The 15,702-nt window shown below is 55.4% G+C and carries 13 protein-coding genes and 2 pseudogenes; 3 read left to right on the top strand and 12 right to left on the bottom strand.

What is annotated here, in order from left to right:
- Positions 1-97: 97 nt before the first annotated feature.
- From NR114_RS13620 to NR114_RS13665, 11 genes and pseudogenes are all read right to left on the bottom strand, one after another.
- A complete protein-coding gene (locus tag NR114_RS13620) occupies positions 98-466 on the bottom strand; it encodes a DUF596 domain-containing protein (RefSeq protein ID WP_046372949.1) in 369 nt (122 codons plus the stop codon).
- 5 nt (positions 467-471) lie between these two features.
- Positions 472-996 (bottom strand): hypothetical protein, encoded by a 525-nt coding sequence (locus NR114_RS13625; protein WP_256814328.1) that lies wholly within the window; start codon positions 994-996, stop codon positions 472-474.
- A gap of 3 nt (positions 997-999) precedes the next feature.
- On the bottom strand, positions 1,000-1,470 hold the full coding sequence (locus NR114_RS13630; protein WP_234529635.1) for a hypothetical protein: 471 nt from the start codon (positions 1,468-1,470) through the stop codon (positions 1,000-1,002).
- 105 nt (positions 1,471-1,575) lie between these two features.
- The gene (locus tag NR114_RS13635) at positions 1,576-1,941 is read right to left on the bottom strand and encodes a DUF596 domain-containing protein (RefSeq protein ID WP_046374992.1); all 366 of its coding nucleotides are present in this window, start codon (positions 1,939-1,941) and stop codon (positions 1,576-1,578) included.
- A 9-nt stretch (positions 1,942-1,950) separates the two neighbouring features.
- Positions 1,951-3,057 (bottom strand): annotated as a pseudogene (locus tag NR114_RS24250) (DUF637 domain-containing protein); the annotation flags it as partial.
- Positions 2,954-3,499: a POTRA domain-containing protein gene (locus tag NR114_RS13645; protein ID WP_321041291.1), complete on the bottom strand. Its 546-nt coding sequence runs from the start codon at positions 3,497-3,499 to the stop codon at positions 2,954-2,956. The gene NR114_RS13645 and the pseudogene NR114_RS24250, both read right to left, overlap by 104 nt.
- A pseudogene (locus NR114_RS24285) lies at positions 3,485-3,640 on the bottom strand (POTRA domain-containing protein); the annotation flags it as partial. The pseudogene NR114_RS24285 and the gene NR114_RS13645, both read right to left, overlap by 15 nt.
- A 24-nt stretch (positions 3,641-3,664) precedes the next feature.
- Positions 3,665-3,898, bottom strand: coding sequence for a hypothetical protein (locus tag NR114_RS13650; RefSeq protein ID WP_256814331.1), 234 nt, complete (start codon positions 3,896-3,898; stop codon positions 3,665-3,667).
- 232 nt (positions 3,899-4,130) lie between these two features.
- Positions 4,131-4,943 carry a phosphate ABC transporter ATP-binding protein PstB gene (pstB, locus tag NR114_RS13655; RefSeq protein WP_020828076.1) on the bottom strand — a complete coding sequence of 271 codons (813 nt, stop codon included), beginning with the start codon at positions 4,941-4,943 and terminating at the stop codon, positions 4,131-4,133.
- Between the two features lie 28 nt (positions 4,944-4,971).
- Positions 4,972-6,624 carry a phosphate ABC transporter permease PstA gene (gene pstA, locus NR114_RS13660; RefSeq protein ID WP_020828077.1) on the bottom strand — a complete coding sequence of 551 codons (1,653 nt, stop codon included), beginning with the start codon at positions 6,622-6,624 and terminating at the stop codon, positions 4,972-4,974.
- On the bottom strand, positions 6,621-8,783 hold the full coding sequence (locus NR114_RS13665) for an ABC transporter permease subunit (protein ID WP_234529926.1): 2,163 nt from the start codon (positions 8,781-8,783) through the stop codon (positions 6,621-6,623). The genes pstA and NR114_RS13665 overlap by 4 nt, the downstream gene beginning before the upstream one ends.
- Positions 8,784-9,179: 396 nt before the next feature.
- Here NR114_RS13665 and ppk1 point away from each other — a divergent pair, with 396 nt between their 5' ends.
- Both ppk1 and ppx read left to right on the top strand, forming a co-directional pair.
- Positions 9,180-11,243: a polyphosphate kinase 1 gene (ppk1, locus tag NR114_RS13670; protein ID WP_020828079.1), complete on the top strand. Its 2,064-nt coding sequence runs from the start codon at positions 9,180-9,182 to the stop codon at positions 11,241-11,243.
- A 10-nt stretch (positions 11,244-11,253) separates the two neighbouring features.
- Complete coding sequence (ppx, locus tag NR114_RS13675; protein ID WP_020828080.1) at positions 11,254-12,804, top strand: exopolyphosphatase; 1,551 nt, start codon at positions 11,254-11,256, stop codon at positions 12,802-12,804.
- 31 nt (positions 12,805-12,835) lie between these two features.
- Here ppx and NR114_RS13680 read toward each other — a convergent pair whose 3' ends face one another.
- On the bottom strand, positions 12,836-14,983 hold the full coding sequence (locus NR114_RS13680; RefSeq protein WP_234529924.1) for an EAL domain-containing protein: 2,148 nt from the start codon (positions 14,981-14,983) through the stop codon (positions 12,836-12,838).
- A gap of 524 nt (positions 14,984-15,507) precedes the next feature.
- On the opposite strand from NR114_RS13680, the gene NR114_RS13685 reads away from it, so the two are divergent.
- On the top strand, positions 15,508-15,687 hold the full coding sequence (locus NR114_RS13685; RefSeq protein ID WP_020828082.1) for a YfgG family protein: 180 nt from the start codon (positions 15,508-15,510) through the stop codon (positions 15,685-15,687).
- Positions 15,688-15,702 lie beyond the last annotated feature (15 nt).

Consider the following 15,702-nt stretch of genomic DNA (forward strand, 5'->3'; position numbering starts at 1 on the left):
CCCTCTTCTCGATAAGACCGTATCTCACTATGCATATTGGTATTTTTGACGTAAGAATTAAGTAGAAAACGGCTCCGAGGAGCCGTTTCTGTGTATATCAGGTCCAATCTTCATAACCGCTGTCATGGATCCAGACAATGCCGCCAGGGCATTCCTCTGTCAGAAACCAGAATCCGTCGAAGGCATCGGCATCCATTTCTTCTTGATTTTTAGGAAACCTCTCGCGATACAGTGCAATCTGCTCAGCGACACTTCCCTCCAAGAATTTGCCTCGGCTGGCCAGTTTGATCTTCCCGTCTTCGAGTAAACGTTGAAGAAACGCAAAGAAATATTCTTTTTTCTCTTCAAAAGGGAAGACGTCATTCCAGATGTCTTCATCTGGGCAACTGACTTCCCAAAGGGCTCCTATAGACATACCTTCTAATGCCCTTGCTCTTTCCTCGTAGAGCGATGCTGTAATTTTCATTATATTCACCTAAACTTAATTTCTACACGTTTGACTTTCTCTCCTACTACGTCTGTAACCGATTTATCCCCAATGACGTCAATAGTCCAGCGTGCTTTCGTATCTTCCTGACTGCTCGAAAAATCTCTCAGGTTGATGGTCATTCCGTCTTTCTTAGCAACATAGATTGTCCCTAATGGCGTTCGTTTCTCTTCCAAAGGTACCGCACCAGCCAGCGATTGGGCATAATCGATGATCTCCCGTTCCGACAGTCTCTCTGTCGCAAAAACTTTAGCCGTTCCGTATTTATTGCTCCCGCCCTCGCCCAAAACTTGAGCTATAGACTTACCAAAAACTGTTACGCTACCATCTGGCTGCGTTTTATCGAAAAGTTTAACCAGTTGGTCAGTATTAGCCTTCTGCATGTCCCGCAGATAATCTGCCGTTTTAGTCGACAAATTCGCCCCAACAGCCATTTCTTCTTTGATAAAATCGGCAACTGGCTGAGTGTTGAACGTTTTTGTTTTGTATAATTCATCGGAAGCGTTCACCAGCTATCGGCTCAACTTCCTCACACTGTCTTCGGTTTTACCCAGAATCAATGTGCTGCCGGTAGTTACGGCGCCCGTACGAATAATGGCCTCTGGTGCCACAATGTCCGCCGCAAAAATACCGGCTTGATTCAGACAAAGCGCGGGGTTGGTTTTACAGCCAGCAATCGCCAATCGTACAGCCAGAACCAATTCTGGCGCAGCTCCCACCAGCGTCTTCCCTCCCGCAGTAAGTACCAGACCGCCGCCACCAACGGTCGCCACTATTGCGGCAGCTTCTCGGCGAGCCACAACACGTTTTGCTGCAGCAACATCGCCTTTATCAGCGGCCAAAATATCTTTCTGATTATCCAGCGCATACTGCAAACGGTAAAGCTGGCGTTCCTTTTCATTGAGGTTAGCGGGTTCAAACAGCGTGCTCTGCATCACGACCCCGGCCAGCTCCGCCGCCAGCGGGAAAATCTTGCTCTGCACGCCTGTTACCCTCTTCTCGATAAGACCGTATCTCACTATGCATATTGGTATTTTTGACGTAAGAATTAAGTAGAAAACGGCCCCGAGGAGCCGCTTCTGTGTATATCAGGTCCAATCTTCATAACCGCTGTCATGGATCCAGACAATGCCGCCAGGGCATTCCTCTGTCAGAAACCAGAATCCGTCGAAGGCATCAGCGTCCATTTCTTCTTGATTTTTGGGAAATCTCTCGCGATACAGTGCAATCTGCTCAGCGACACTTCCCTCCAAGAGTTTGCCTCTGTTGGCTAACTTTATTTTCCCATCCTGCATAAGTCGATGTAGGAGTTCTAAAAAATAAGCTTTTTTCTCTTCATACGACATTGCAGCTTTTTCAAAGTTGTCAGCTCTCATGGCTGACCACACCGTACCAATAGATGTTCCTTCTAGTTCATCACTAAACAGCTTGTATTCTTCATCGCTATACAGCATATGGAAACCTCATCGTAACTTTATTTCAATTCTCTTTTTAACCTTTCCTTGCAGGGCCTCTAGACTTTCGTTGCCAATAATATCAATAGTCCAGCGCGCCTTTGTTTGCTCCTTGCTATCTGAATACTCCCTCAGATTGATAGTGACACCATCTTTCTTTGCATAATAAACCATGCCCTGCGGGGTGTTTTTCGCTTCCAGAGGCACGGCTCCTGCCAGCGATTGGGCGTAGTCGATGATTTCTTGTCTTGACAGTTTTTCCGTCGCAAAAACTTTGGTCGTTCCGGACTTGTTGCCTCCCCCCTCGCCCAGCACCTGCTCAAACTGCTGGCCAAACACGCTCAGCTTACTTTCGCTCTGTTTCGGGTCAAATACTTTAACCAGCTGATCGGTGCTGGTCTTCTGCAGCGCCTGCAGTTTTTCTGCCGTCTGCGCCGACAGTCTGGCGTCGGTCGCCGTTTGCGCTTTTACCAAATCCGCAACAGGTTGGGTGTTGAACACTCGGCTCTTCAGCGATTCATCAACGGTTTTCACCGTTTGCTGCGCCAGTGTTTTCGCCGCGTCTGCCGTCTTGCCGACAACCAGCGTGCTTCCGGAGGCGATGGCTCCGGTGCCGATTTCCGCACTGATACCCGCCAGCACCGCATGGCTGACGGCCTTGCCAGGCAACCCCAGAATATCGCCGTTATCGCCAATAAGATTTGCTCCCTCGGCGTTAATCTGGTTGCCGAGGTTGATCAGCAGCGCGTTGGTCAAGTTGTCTTTGAAGCTGCCGCCGTTGGTGGCGGTATTCAGACTTGAACTGATGACCGACTGCCCCGCTACACGCTGAACAATCTTGCGCCACCCTTCATCCTTTATCAGCGCTGGCAATCGCGCCTTGTCTGCCGGCACATTGGCGTCCAGCACTTGGTCAAAGCCCGCCAGTGCACCACCAATCGCCATTGCCGTCGCCTTGACCGTCTCGCTGCTGCCCAATGCTCTCAGGGTTTTTGACAGATTTCCCTGATTGTCAACCAGCTCCACAGCCACCTGCGATGCTAGCGACGTCATGCCGGCATAGACCGACCCATAGACTATCGACGAGGCAGATACCCCAGTCACGCCGGTCGCCGCAATGAGTAGCCGTAGGCAAAGTCAGGCTGCCGTTCAGGCTGCGGCTACGATGGCTACGGCTGAAATCGTCGTTACGCGCGGCGGACAGCGACCACTGTTCGGCAAGGTGTAGCGGGTTGTCCAGCGTCACGCCGGCATTCATCTGCCCGGTACCGGTGTTTTTCTGGCCGCTGTTGTCCGCCCCGGCGGAAACCGCGACGGGCCAACGCACAGAGCTGCGCTGCAGCACCACCCGTGAATACCCCGCATGCGCACCGGGCTGGATATCGATGCTCACCTGCTGCGAAGGCAAGCGGTTGAGCTGCTCCATGCCCTGTTCAATATCCCGCAGACTCAATACATCGCCGGCCATGCCGGGGAACGCCATGCCCAATGCCAGTTTGCTTTCGCCATCGAGAGTAATGGATTCGACCCGCCCTTCGCTGGCGCTGATGGTCAGCATACCGGTAGAAATATCTTGTTCTTGCAGATAGGCCTGCGAGGTGACATAGCCGCGTTGCAAATAGGCATTGGTGGTTTCACGCACCAGGCGATTGATGGCGCTCAACGTTAGGCAGCGCCCCTGGTAGGGTTTGGCCAGCCGGGTTTTTACCGACCAGGAAAGATGTTAGGCCCCCTGAAACTTAATCTGCCGCACAAGCTGGCAGGCTTCACCAGCGGCGGGAGGCGCCGGCAAGGGTAAGGCCAGCAGAGAAACGTTGTTTTGCAACGCCTCACGCTGCTGTTGTGCCTGCTCCAACAGCATTTTTTGCTGCTGAGTAATGCTGCCGCGATCGGCCGGGCTGGCTTGCTCGGCCGCCTGCGCAGAGCAAATCAGCCCGCCATAAACCAGCAACGCCACAACCTGGAATCCCTGCTTCCATACACACACTTGAAAACATCTATTTACGTTAATTTACACAAATTAGCGATTTATAAACATTTATCTCCTCAGTTCTATACGAATAAGTATTGTTTTTATTCAAACAAATGGCAGGGAGAGACTGCCCAGCAGGCAGTCGGAGTATTGCAGTCAAGCGGGAATAAAGAACTTTAAAGTCATAAAGGCGCAGCATGCTGCGCCCTACAATCAATCAACCATAGCGCCCGGTAATATAATCCTCGGTGCGGCGCTGGCGCGGTGAAGTAAAGATGTCGTCGGTGTCGTTGTACTCCACCAGCCGCCCCTGATGAATAAAGGCGGTGTAGTCGGAGACGCGTGCCGCCTGCTGCATGTTGTGCGTCACCAGCACCACGCTGTACTGCTGCTTCAGCGCGGAAATCAGCTCTTCAATGGTCAATGTGGAGATCGGATCCAACGCCGAGGTCGGCTCATCCAGCAGCAGCACTTCCGGCTCGATGGCTATCGCCCGGGCAATCACCAACCTTTGCTGCTGGCCGCTGGAAAGACGAAACGCGTTCTCGCGCAGCCGGTCTTTGACCTCGTGCCACAGCGCGGCGGCACGCAGCGAACGCTCCACCGCCTCATCAAGGATCCGTCGGTCACGCACGCCCTGCAGACGCAGGCCGTAAACCACGTTTTCATAAATCGATTTCGGGAAAGGGTTCGGCCGTTGGAAAACCATGCCGACCCGCCGTCTTAACGCCGCAACGTCGATTTGCGCGCCGCCAATGCTTTGACCGTTCAGTTGCAAATCGCCTTCAATCCGGCAGTTGTCCACCAAATCATTCATACGGTTGAAACAGCGCAGCAGCGTGGATTTGCCGCAGCCGGACGGGCCGATCAGCGCCGTCACCCGGTGCTTGGGAATACGCAGCGAGATATCGTGCAGCACCTGTTTTTCGCCATAAAACAGGTTGAGGTCGTTTACCGCCAGCGCGGTATGTTCATCATCAAGGTGCTGGACATCCAACCGGGGCAAACTGCCTGGCGTCATCAAACTCATTAGGCACTCCCCAGGAATAACATCGTTGTTACTGCGACCATGCTCTGTACCGCTCCCTCAGCGAATGGCGAATGCCCATCGCCGCCAGATTCAAGCCTACTACAATCGCCACCAGCAGGAAGGCGGTGGCGAACACCAGCGGCCGGGCGGCCTCCACGCTCGGGCTCTGGAAGGCCATATCGTAGATCTGGAAGCTCAGGTGCATAAACTTCCGCTCCAGATGCAGATACGGGAAAATATCATCTACCGGCAGCACCGGCACGGATTTCACTACCCCCACCAGCATTAATGGTGCCGTCTCCCCGGCGGCGCGCGCCACCGCCAGGATCAGGCCGGTCATCATCGCCGGCGCCGCCATCGGTAACACAATACGCCACAGCGTTTCAGCCCGGCTGGCGCCCAACGCCAACGAGCCCTGGCGCAACGAAGCAGGAATGCGCGACAACCCCTCTTCGGTAGCGACAATCACCACCGGCAACGTCAACAGCGCCAGCGTCAAGGCCGCCCACAGCACGCCCGGCGTGCCAAAGGTCGGGTTAGGCAACGACTCCGGGTAGAACAGCTGATCGAGCGTGCCGCCAATCATATAGACGAAGAAGCCAAGGCCAAACACGCCATAGACAATCGACGGTACACCGGCCAGATTAACCACGGCAATGCGGATCAGCCGCGTCAGCAGATTATTGCCTGCGTATTCATGCAGGTAAACGGCGGCAATCACGCCAAACGGCATCACCACGATCGACATCAGGATCACCATCAGCACCGTGCCGAAAATCGCCGGGAATACGCCGCCTTCGGTATTGGCCTCTCGCGGGCTGTCGCTGAGGAATTTCTTCACCTGTTCGCCCCAGTGCACCAGCTTTTGCGTGGTATTCATCGCGTTGGGGTACCAGGCATCACGCACCTGGCTTAGCGCAATGGTATGGGTCTGGCCGTGCATGTCACGCAGCAACAGCGCATCGCGGTGGCGATCGCGGTTCAAACCTTCCAGACGATCGGAAAGCAGTCGATATTGACGTTGCAGTTCCAGCCGCTCGGCATTGATTGACGCCTGTGCGCGGGCGTCTAGCTTATCTTCCCGCTGTAAGCTTTTCTCTCGCAGACGCAGCGTATCGAACCGCTGGTTAATGCGCGCCATATCGCGAAACTGAATATCATGGGCCTGACGCGAAAGCGCGGCAATCTGCGGCAAACGTTGCAGCAGCGCCTGGCTAAGATTGCGGCCGGTCAGCGGCTGACCATCCTCCAGCATACCGGCCAGATAACCGTAAGCGGTGCCGTTGTTATTACGTTCCAGCACCAGCAGATCGCGCGGTGTGCTTTGGCGAACAATGTCACCGGCCAGTAGCGTACGGAAGTCTTGTCCTTCGCTCTCGCGGTTGCCTACCTTGATCAGATAGCGCTCAAAACTTTGCGCATTCCCCGGCGGCAGTGCGATACCGGACTCCAGCAGTTGCCGGCGCGGAATGCTTTGCTGCTGATACAGCTCGCCGATCATCGTCACCGGCCCTGCGGCACTCTGGTTGAGCTCAAACTGATAGACCGGGCTCGGCCAGAAATAGCGCATCCCCTGTCCGGCCAGCAGCAGCATAATGCCGATCAGCGCCAACAGGCTGACGGCCACCGACCCGGCGGTCAGCCAGATCCACGGCGAACCGCTCTTCGCCCAGCGCTTCATGGCGCCTCCTGGTTCAGGGTATAGCGCTCACGCAGCCGCAGTCGGATCGCCTCCGCCAGGGTGTTGAAGACAAAGGTGAAAATAAACAGCACCAGCGCAGTCAGGAACAGCACCCGGTAATGGCTGCTGCCGGCGACCGCTTCCGGCATTTCTATGGCGATATTGGCCGCCAGGGCGCGCAGGCCCTGGAACAGACTGCCGTCGATAACCGGCGTATTTCCGGTCGCCATCAGCACAATCATGGTCTCCCCCACCGCGCGGCCAAAGCCAATCATCAGCGCCGAGAAAATGCCGGCGCTGGCCGAAGGCAGCACCACGCGTATGACGGTTTGCCACTGGGTCGCCCCCAACGCCAGCGACCCTTGGCTCAGGGTTGCCGGTACGCTGAACAACGCGTCTTCCGCCAAAGAGAAAATAATCGGCACTAACGCAAAGCCCATCGCCACGCCAACCACCAGCGCATTGCGCTGGTCATAATCATCGCCCAGCCAGAAATGCAGCGGCTCGCCGAACAGTTTCACTTCCAGCCAGGGTCCCACGCTAAACGCCAGCCAGACGGTCAGTACAATCAGCGGCAACAGGATCAGCAGATCGACGCCCGGCGGCAGGCGTCGCGGGGCAAACCGGTTCATCAGCGCACCGCATGCCAGCACCACCGCCGCCAACAGCAAGGGGAGCGACAACACCGCCAGCAGATAATATTCAATCACCGGCGCCAGCCAGATGCCCGCCACCAGCCCGATCACCACCGTCGGTAAAGCCCCCATCACCTCAATCGCCGGTTTAATCACCCGCCGCAGTCCGGCCGACATGAAATAGGCGGTATAAACGGCCCCGGCCAGCGCCAGCGGAATGGCGAACAGCATGGCATAGGCCGCGGCCTTGAAGGTGCCAAAAATCACCGGCATCAGGCTGAATTTGGCCTGGTAGCTGTCCTCACCAGAGGTGGATTGCCAGACGTAAGCCGGTTCGGGGTAATTCTCGTACCACACCTTGTGCCAAAGCGAGCGCCAGGTGACGTCGGGATAAGGGTTGTCGATCGCATAATGTTGCCAGCCCTGTGCCGTTTCCAGCAGCAGGCCATCACCGCGTGGAGCGAACGCCATCTGCTGTACCCCGGCGCTCAGCCTGCCGTTCAACAGTGGCTGCGGCTGGATGCTGGAAAACAGCGAGAAACCGCCGTCCGGTCTCAGGGTGGCGAACACCCGGCGATAAGGTTCGGCCACCAGCAAATCCTGCGGCTCGGACTGGTGGTCGAAATGCTGCACCGGCGTCAGTTGCCAGCGCCGATCTTTTTCGACATCAAACCATTCGCGTACGCTGCCGTCAGGCGCTTCGATCAGCAACGCGCTGCCGCCAGGCAACGCCGTCAGTTGATAAGGAGACTGTTCGCCAAGCGTACGCGTTTCTTTTAGCTGCAGCTGCGTGTCGTTAATTTGGTAGCGCGCCAGCCGATTCCCCGCCAGCAGATACAATTGGCGACCGTCGGGCGTCAACACCAACTGCTGCACCGCACTGTCCAGCGTGATCTCACTTAGCTGCGGCGGGTGGTCGCTGCCGAAACGGCCAAACACCAAACGACGATCTTCGGTAACACCGGCCAGAAGGTACTGCCCACGGCGTGCTTCAGCCAACGTCAGCAGCGTTAATGCTCGCCCCTGTTTATCCAACGTCAGCGGTCGTTGCCCAAGCGGAAACAACCACTGCGGTGCCGACGCCCCGGCTGCTGCGAAGTCCGCGCTGGCGACGATAAACCGGCCGTCGGCCTGTGCCAAAGCAAACAGATCGCGTTCGCCGGCCGCCTGAGTCAGCAGCGTCGGTTTGGCCAGCAGCGTCTGTTGCGTCAGAGGATGGGCGTTCTGCTGCGTCAGAGGATAGAACTGCCCCTGCCCTTGCGCATCGATGCGGTAACCTATCCGCTGCTGCACATCCATACCCAGCGCCAGCGCAGGTGCAGAGGCATTGATCGTCAGCGGTTTCGCCTGCCCCATTGCCGCCGGTTTAAACAGCGGCAGCACCGCAAACAGCAGGTAAACGAAGATCAGCATCAGCGTCATCAACACCAGCAGCCCGCTGACGGTAACCGCCGCCTGAACGCTACGGTCGATGCGCGCGCGCAGGCGATCCCGGGGATGTTGGTTTACCGTAGTTTGTGCCATGTCTCTCGCTGTCGCTGATGTAAGCAGGCTTGCGCCATAGAATAACCGGGCATCTTATGTCAGTTTTGTGACGTTTGCATGACAAAGTTGCCTGCCGCCATTATCGAATTTAACGCTATTCATTAGCATTATTAACCCTATATATTGCTGAAAAATGATGGTTAAGCCGATCATCTGTAGAGATATTTAGCATTATTGTCTTCATTTTATATTGCTCCGACATGTTCAACGCCCCGGACGCCGCAGAGAATATTTTTACGCCTTAAAATGCCTCGCCCCAAGGTAATGGATATGTTGGACTTTCCTGTCAATCTCTCGCAATAATGATGAAGGACACTAGAGCGGCATCCGGGCGCTGCGTCCCGGATCCTTTTCTAAAATTGAACTGGAGTGGCAATGGGTCAGGAAAAGCTCTACATCGAAAAAGAACTAAGCTGGTTATCCTTTAATGAACGCGTGTTGCAGGAAGCCGCAGATAAGAGCAATCCCCTGATTGAGCGCATGCGTTTTCTGGGCATTTACTCCAATAACCTTGACGAGTTCTATAAGGTCCGCTTTGCCGATCTCAAACGACGCATTCTGATCAGCGAAGAACAGGGCTCTGGCGGCGCTTCACGCCATCTGCTGAAAAAGATCCAGGCCAAGGTATTAAAAACCGATCAAGAATTCGACAGCCTGTATAACGATTTGCTGCTGGAAATGGCACGCAACCAGATCTTCCTGATCAACGAACGCCAGGTGTCGGAAAACCAGCAAATCTGGCTGCGGCAATACTTTAAACAGCATCTGCGCCAGCACATCACGCCGATCCTGATCAACAATGAAACCAACCTGGTGCAGTTCCTGAAAGACGACTATACCTATCTGGCGGTGGAGATTATCCGCGGTACGCGTATCGATTACGCGCTGCTGGAGATCCCGTCCGACAAGGTACCGCGCTTCGTCAACCTGCCGCCGGAAGCCCCTCGTCGCCGCAAGCCGATGATCCTGCTGGATAACATTCTTCGCTACTGCCTGGACGACATCTTCAAGGGCTTCTTCGATTACGACGCGCTCAACGCCTATTCGATGAAAATGACCCGCGATGCGGAATACGATCTGGTTACCGAGATGGAATCCAGCCTGCTGGAACTGATGTCTTCCAGCCTGAAGCAGCGCCTGACTGCAGAGCCGGTGCGCTTTGTTTATCAGCGCGACATGCCCAATGAAATGGTGGAACTGCTGCGCGGCAAGCTCGGTATTTCCAACTATGATTCGGTCATTGCCGGCGGCCGTTACCATAACTTCAAAGACTTCATCGGTTTTCCGAACGTCGGCAAGGCCAACCTGGTCAACAAACCGCTGCCGCGCCTGCGCCATACCTGGTTCGAAAAATTCCGCAACGGGTTTGACGCCATTCGCGAGCACGACGTGCTGCTTTACTACCCGTACCACACCTTTGAACACGTGCTGGAGCTGGTGCGCCAGGCGTCGTTCGACCCCAGCGTGCTGGCGATCAAAATCAATATTTACCGCGTGGCAAAAGACTCGCGCATCATCGAATCGATGATCCACGCCGCCCATAACGGCAAAAAAGTCACGGTGGTGGTGGAGCTGCAGGCGCGCTTTGATGAAGAGGCCAATATCCACTGGGCCAAGCGCCTGACGGAAGCCGGGGTGCACGTTATTTTCTCCGCGCCTGGCTTGAAAATTCACGCCAAACTGTTCCTGATCTCACGCCGTGAAGGCGACGAGATTGTGCGCTATGCTCATATCGGCACCGGTAACTTTAACGAGAAAACCGCGCGCATTTACACCGACTATTCATTGCTGACCGCCGATTCGCGCATCACCAACGAAGTACGCCGGGTGTTCAACTTTATCGAAAACCCGTACCGGCCGGTCACCTTCGACAACCTGATGGTGTCGCCGCAGAACTCGCGTCTGAAACTGTATGAGTTGATCGACAACGAAATTGCCAACGCCGAAGCCGGGCTTCCGGCCGGCATTATGCTGAAAATCAACAATCTGGTGGATAAAGGGCTGGTAGATCGGTTATATACCGCCTCCGGCGCCGGCGTAAAAATCCGCCTGTTGGTGCGCGGGATGTGTTCTTTGATTCCCAACCTGCCGGGGATCAGTGACAATATTCAGATAATCAGCATCGTCGACCGCTATCTGGAACACGATCGGGTTTACGTTTTCGAAAACAAAGGTGACAAACTGGTTTATCTGTCCTCTGCCGACTGGATGACCCGTAACATAGATTACCGCATCGAAGTCGCGGTCTCGCTGCTGGATCCAACGCTGAAACAACGGGTTCTGGATATTCTGGAAATCCTGTTCAGCGACACGGTCAAGGCACGTTACCTCGATAAAGAACTGAGCAACCAGTACGTGCCGCGCGGCAACCGCCGCAAAGTCCGTTCTCAGGTTGCCATTTACGAGTATTTAAAAGCTCTGGAACAACCAGGACAGTAGGCCAGCAACTATGCCGCTAAAAAGCACTGCAACGAACAAACCGCAGGAAATCGCTGCCATCGACCTCGGGTCGAACAGCTTCCACATGGTGATTGCCCGCGTCGTCAATGGCGCCTTACAGGTATTGGGGCGTTTAAAACAGCGGGTCCACCTCGCCGATGGATTGGACAGCAACAATGTGCTCAGTGAAGAGGCAATAGAACGCGGCCTGGCCTGCCTGGCGCTGTTCGCCGAACGGCTGCAAGGCTTCCCGGCGGATAACGTCACCATCGTCGGTACCCACACCTTGCGCCAGGCGGTGAACGCCGAGGTATTCCTCAAGCGCGCAGCCAAAGTGATCCCCTACCCGATCGAAATCATCGCCGGGCAGGAAGAGGCTCGCCTGATCTTTATGGGTGTGGAACATACCCAACCGGAAAAAGGCCGCAAGCTGGTGATCGACATCGGCGGCGGTTCTACCGAGCTGGTGATCGGCGAAGATTTTGAACCCCTGCTGGCGGAAAGCCGCCGCATGGGCTGCGTCAGCTTCGCCCAACAGTTCTTCCCGGGCGGCGAAATCAGCAAAAACAACTTCAAACGGGCACGCCTGGCGGCGGCACAGAAGCTGGAAACGCTGGCCTGGCAGTACCGCATTCAGGGCTGGCAATATGCTCTGGGCGCGTCGGGCACCATCAAGGCCGCGCACGAAGTGCTGGTGGCAATGGGCGAAAAAGATGGCCTGATCACCCTCGAGCGACTGGAAATGATGGCGGAACAGGTGCTGCAGTTTAAAAATTTCAGCGCAATGAGCCTGCCGGGGCTGTCGGAAGACCGCCAGTCGGTGTTTGTGCCGGGGTTGGCAATCCTGTGCGGCGTGTTCGATGCGTTGGCGATCCGCGACCTGCGCCTTTCCGACGGTGCGCTGCGCGAAGGCGTGCTGTACGAGATGGAGGGCCGTTTCCGTCATCAGGACATTCGCAGCCGCACCGCCAAGAGCCTGGCCGATCACTACAATATCGACCGCGAGCAGGCCAAACGGGTGCTGGATACCACTGAGCTATTGTATGCGCAGTGGATGGCGCAAAATACCAAGCTGGCGAACCCGCAGTTGGAAGCCTTGCTGAAATGGGCCGCGATGTTGCACGAGGTGGGGTTGAGCATCAACCACAGCGGCATGCATCGCCACTCGGCCTACATTCTGCAAAACACCAACCTGCCGGGCTTCAACCAGGAGCAGCAGTTGCTGCTGTCGGCGCTGGTACGCTTCCATCGCAAGGGTATCAAGCTGGAAGAATTGCCGCGCCTGAACCTGTTCAAGAAAAAGCATTACCTGCCGCTGATCCAACTGTTGCGCCTGAGTACCCTGCTCAACAACCAGCGCCAGTCGACCACCACGCCGGAAACGCTGCGCCTGAGCACCGACGATAACCACTGGACGCTGCGCTTCCCGGCCGGATATCTGGCGCTGAACAACCTGGTGCAACTGGATCTCGAACGTGAACAGGCCTATTGGAACGACGTCGTGGGTTGGAAACTGATTTGCGAAGAGGAAGGTTCGCAAGACGAGCAGCGCTCGGCCTGAGTCTGTCGCCCCCGTACTGCGGGGGCGATAATCAATTCTGTTCTGATAGCAACGTCACCAAGGGTTGCGGTTCGCCGACGAAATACCCCTGCATATAGTCTACGCCCACCCCTTTCAACGCGACCAACTGCTCCATGCTTTCTACGTATTCCGCCACAATGGTCAAGCGCTTCATTCGCGCGACTTTACAGATAGAGGCAATCACCTGGAAATCCACCGCGCTGGTCAGCATGTCACGTACAAAGCTGCCGTCGATTTTCAGCATATCAACCGGCAACATCTTGAGCCGATCGTAACCGGCATAGCCGGTGCCGAAGTCATCCAGAGCAATGCGGCAGCCCATTTCACGCAGCGCCTGCAGGTTGGCGCCGGCGTAATCCGTATTCTGCAGCAGATGCGACTCGGTCACCTCCAACGTCAGTTGATACGGTTCGATGCGATACTGCTGCAACAGGTTGTCTACATCCTGGCTCAGCATCGGTCGGCACAGCGAAGAGGGCGTTAAATTCACCGCAAAGCGTGCACTGGGCAGATCGATACGGTGCTGGTCCATAAACTTCAACGTATTGCGCAGCACCCACAAATCCAGCCGATAAGCCAGGCCAAACTCATGCGCCACCGGCAGAAAATCATTCGGCGATACTGTGTTCCCCTGATCGTCGCGCATACGCAGCAGAATCTCATAATAACGATCACCGCGCAGGCCCACTATCGGCTGCGCCATCAAGATAAAGCCGTCGTTATCCAGCGAACGTTGTACCCCATGCAAGAGCGCCACCTTGCGTTTGACTTCATCCTGCACCAAATTGCCGCTGCTCTGCACATTCTCCGGCTTACCGCTGGTCAGCGAGACTTCCGCCAACGCGCTAAGCTCCCCCAGCAACTGGTAGAGGTGTTCAAAATCGGGCAGCACGCTGCAATACCCTAATCCCAGCGGGGGGTGCAGCGGCAAACCGTTCCAGATCAGGCGGAATTTTTCCAACGCGCGGTAAATCGCTTCGACCTTTTCTTCGCTATTGTCCGCATCCACTCGCAGCAACAAATCGTAGCCCGGCAGATGATAAACCCCTTCACCAGGGGCCAATACCCGATGCAGCAGCGCCGCCAGTTGCTGTTTGAAACGAATACGAAGCTGCATGCCATAGTTACGGCTCAGCAAATCCAGTTCGCTGACGCGCAGGAAACACAGGGTTGAAGGCGGAGACTGAGCCAGATCACGCTTGAGGGCACGCAGGTTCGGCAGGCCAATTACCGGATCTTGCAGCGAGGCGCTTTGTGCCCTGGCATGGCTTAACCGTTGGTGAGTATTGAGCGCCGACATCAGGAAAATGCACAGGGTGAACACCACCATCATCGAAGAGATGACCGCCAGGTTATGCAACAGGTTGTCGGGTTGTGAAGCGCCGGGATAATGAAAAAACAGCACCAACAGAGTGGCAGACCAGATAAGGCAGTTGAATTGATAGCCAAAACGCATCGCACCGTAGAGCATTACCGGCAGCAGTAAGACCAATCCGTACCCCCCGAGCAACAGGGGAATGGCTTCTTTAGCGTGATGGGACAGCACCGCCACCATCCCCACCAGCACCAACAGCCACAGCGACAGCTCTTTTTTATCGACGTTTGGCGCCATTTCACGACCAAAGCGTCGCCAGAGCGTCAGGGCAAAACGGGGTTTATTCAAGATGCGCAACATGATGTAGAGCAAGGGCATGGCGGAGAGACAGCCCAGCAGCAGCGCTTGAAAATTAACCAGCGCCATCAGGTAGCTGTTATCGCCGGGCATCATCCCGAGTTCGTCGGGCAACCGGGCAAAGGCGACCAGCAGTTTCAGGCCGAAGACAAACAGCAATGCCGGTAGCACCACCAGCCAGATTAGCCGCTCCTTCACCAGCGCCGCACCACCTGGGGCCGCACACCAACGGCGTTGCGTTTGCCTGCGATACCCCAGCCAACACAGGCTCAGGCAAGACAGGTACAGCAGCGTCACCAGCAAGCCACTTTCCAGCCCCAGCCGGTGGGCGTAACGCAGCATGATGGCGAGGGCAATACCCGGCAGCGCCCGCCAGTCGTAGACCATCAACAGTGCAATACAGGCAGTGAGCGGTAGATAGAGCAGATAGACTTTGCCTTCAGGCAGCATTATCCGCGGCGATAGCCAACCTGCGAACGGGATCAATAACAGGCTCCAGAGGAGAGGACACCCCCACCAGCGCTCGCGTAAATGCTTCCAGAATATTGGCTTGATCATAAAAATAACGAGTCCGTCAGGGCGTAATTCCATTCACGCGTTCGGGTAACAAGGCAGGTTCCTTTTCGTACCTCTATCCATTCATGAGGCAAGCTGAAAGTATCATATGCGACAGGAGAATGGCGGAAATTTTAGGCGCCAGGCGGGGGTGAGGCTTGACTCCGATCAACCAAAGAGGAAAAGTTGGGTAAAAATGTGTAAGCCTATTTTTTGTCTCATCTTAAGCTGCTGATCCGACAGATAAAGCCAAACTTAAGCTAAACAGCGGCGAGATACCGGGTTTTGCTGCCCGGAAATAAATAGACAATATTTGTCATCAATGGCTAGAATTCCGTTTACACTCTATCGGCCTGCATCAGCGTTCAATATCTCTATAAATTTCAAGTGGCCGCAGCACGGCCAGCGTGAAAGATGGCGGGCATAACACAGGAAACCGGCATGCCGGGTGATATATGCGTAGAAAATCCACCGGACAGATGACCAAAATAGTGCTGTTTGTCAGCTTTATCATTTTAGTCGGCCGTCTGCTGTATGCCGCGGTCGTCGCGGTGCCCCACCATCAGGAAAAAAAACTCGCCCCTCAGCAAAGCACCACTGAGATGAGCGACGAAAACCGGGACACCACTCCCTGAACTCACAGATTCAAG

Source organism: Serratia sp. Ser99, assembly GCF_024519545.1.
Taxonomy (GTDB): domain Bacteria; phylum Pseudomonadota; class Gammaproteobacteria; order Enterobacterales; family Enterobacteriaceae; genus Serratia; species Serratia liquefaciens.

Bases quoted from the DNA above. Each gene is read 5' to 3' on its own strand.
- pstB (WP_020828076.1), bottom strand. From the start codon at position 4,943: ATGAGTTTGATGACGCCAGGCAGTTTGCCCCGGTTGGATGTCCAGCAC.
- NR114_RS13645 (WP_321041291.1), bottom strand. From the start codon at position 3,499: ATGCTGACCATCAGCGCCAGCGAAGGGCGGGTCGAATCCATTACTCTC.
- NR114_RS13685 (WP_020828082.1), top strand. From the start codon at position 15,508: ATGCGTAGAAAATCCACCGGACAGATGACCAAAATAGTGCTGTTTGTC.
- NR114_RS13665 (WP_234529926.1), bottom strand. From the start codon at position 8,783: ATGGCACAAACTACGGTAAACCAACATCCCCGGGATCGCCTGCGCGCG.
- NR114_RS13620 (WP_046372949.1), bottom strand. From the start codon at position 466: ATGAAAATTACAGCATCGCTCTACGAGGAAAGAGCAAGGGCATTAGAA.
- pstA (WP_020828077.1), bottom strand. From the start codon at position 6,624: ATGAAGCGCTGGGCGAAGAGCGGTTCGCCGTGGATCTGGCTGACCGCC.
- NR114_RS13635 (WP_046374992.1), bottom strand. From the start codon at position 1,941: ATGCTGTATAGCGATGAAGAATACAAGCTGTTTAGTGATGAACTAGAA.
- ppx (WP_020828080.1), top strand. From the start codon at position 11,254: ATGCCGCTAAAAAGCACTGCAACGAACAAACCGCAGGAAATCGCTGCC.
- ppk1 (WP_020828079.1), top strand. From the start codon at position 9,180: ATGGGTCAGGAAAAGCTCTACATCGAAAAAGAACTAAGCTGGTTATCC.